The organism is Streptomyces sp. MZ04, from assembly GCF_004684775.1.
GTDB lineage: Bacteria > Actinomycetota > Actinomycetes > Streptomycetales > Streptomycetaceae > Streptomyces.
Genome location: NZ_SRIC01000567.1, coordinates 1 through 1,471, shown reverse-complemented (window position 1 = coordinate 1,471; position 1,471 = coordinate 1). Strand labels below are relative to the sequence as shown.

2 protein-coding genes are annotated in these 1,471 nt (G+C 68.5%); both read right to left on the bottom strand.

Annotated features, from left to right (window positions below; translation table 11 throughout):
• A partial coding sequence (locus E2651_RS43185) for an NADH-quinone oxidoreductase subunit I (protein WP_135336727.1) occupies nucleotides 1–442 on the bottom strand: 442 nt, incomplete at its 3' end.
• A complete protein-coding gene (locus E2651_RS43180; protein ID WP_135336726.1) occupies nucleotides 443–1,411 on the bottom strand; it encodes a complex I subunit 1 family protein in 969 nt (322 codons plus the stop codon).
• Nucleotides 1,412–1,471 lie beyond the last annotated feature (60 nt).

Here is a 1,471-nt window from a genome sequence, read left to right as displayed (position 1 = left end):
GGGCCGGGACCGTCCACATCCAGTCGCGGAGTTTGTCGCGCTCGTGGGTGAGTTCGTGGATGTCGGTCTCGGCGTACTCGAACTCCGGGGACCAGAACAGGGCGTCGAAGGGGCAGACCTCGATGCAGATGCCGCAGTACATGCAGAGCGCGAAGTCGATGGCGAAGCGGTCGAGGACGTTGCGGCTGCGCTCGCGGCCGCCCTCGACGGCCGGCGGGACCGTCTCCTTGTGGGAGTCGATGTAGATGCACCAGTCCGGGCACTCGCGGGCGCACAGCATGCAGACCGTGCAGTTCTCCTCGAAGAGGCCGATGACGCCTCGGGTTCGGGGCGGTAGTTCGGGCTGGTGCTCCGGGTACTGCTGGGTGACGGTCTTCTTCGTCATCGTGCGGAGGGTGACGGCGAGGCCCTTGGCCAGGCCGCTGCCAGGGATCGGAGGCATTTAGTTGATCGCCACCTTCACGATTCCGGTGAGCGCGATCTGCGCGAGGGCGAGCGGGACGAGGAGGGTCCAGGAGAACTTCTGGAGCTGGTCCTCGCGGAGACGGGGGTAACTGACGCGCAGCCAGATCACGAGGAAGGCGAGCACGGCCGTCTTCAGGAGGGTCCAGACCCAGCCGAGGCCGTCCGCGCCCCAGGGGCCGTGCCAGCCGCCGAGGAAGAGGACGGTGGTGAGGCCGCAGAGGACGACGATTCCGGCGTACTCGGCGAGGAGGAAGAGGGCGAAGCGGAGGCCCGTGTACTCGGTGTACGCGCCGAAGATGATCTCCGAGTCGGCGACGGGCATGTCGAAGGGCGGGCGCTGGAGTTCGGCGAGGCCCGCGACGAAGAAGACGAGGGCGCCGACGATCTGCCAGGGCAGCCACCACCACTCGAAGGCGTTGAGGATGCCGGGCAGCGAGACCGTCCCGGCGGCCATCGCGACCGAGGCCGCGGCGAGCAGCATCGGGAGTTCGTACGCGAGGAGCTGGGCGGCGGTGCGCAGGCCGCCGAGGAGGGAGAACTTGTTGGCACTGGCCCAGCCGGCCATGAGCGAGCCGAGTACGCCGATGCCCATGACCGCCAGGACGAAGAAGATGCCGGCGTCGACGAGTTGACCGACGGCGCCTTCGCTCGGGCCGATGGGGATGGCGACCAGGACGAGGAGGTAGGGCAGCAGGGCGACGGCGGGGGCGAGCTGGAAGATACGGCGGTCGGCCTCGGCCGGTACGACGTCTTCCTTCTGCGCGAACTTGACTCCGTCGGCGACGAGCTGGGCCCAGCCGTGGAAGCCGCCGGCGTACATGGGGCCGAGGCGGCCCTGCATGTGGGCCATCACCTTGTGCTCGGTCTGGCCGATGACCAGGGGCAGGACCATGAATACGGCGAAGACGACGAGAAGCCGCAGGGCGACGTCGAGAGCGTCGTTCACTCCGTGCCTCCTGGGCGGTTGTCGTCGGGGGTTTCGGTATGGGGGGGTTCGGGTGTGGTG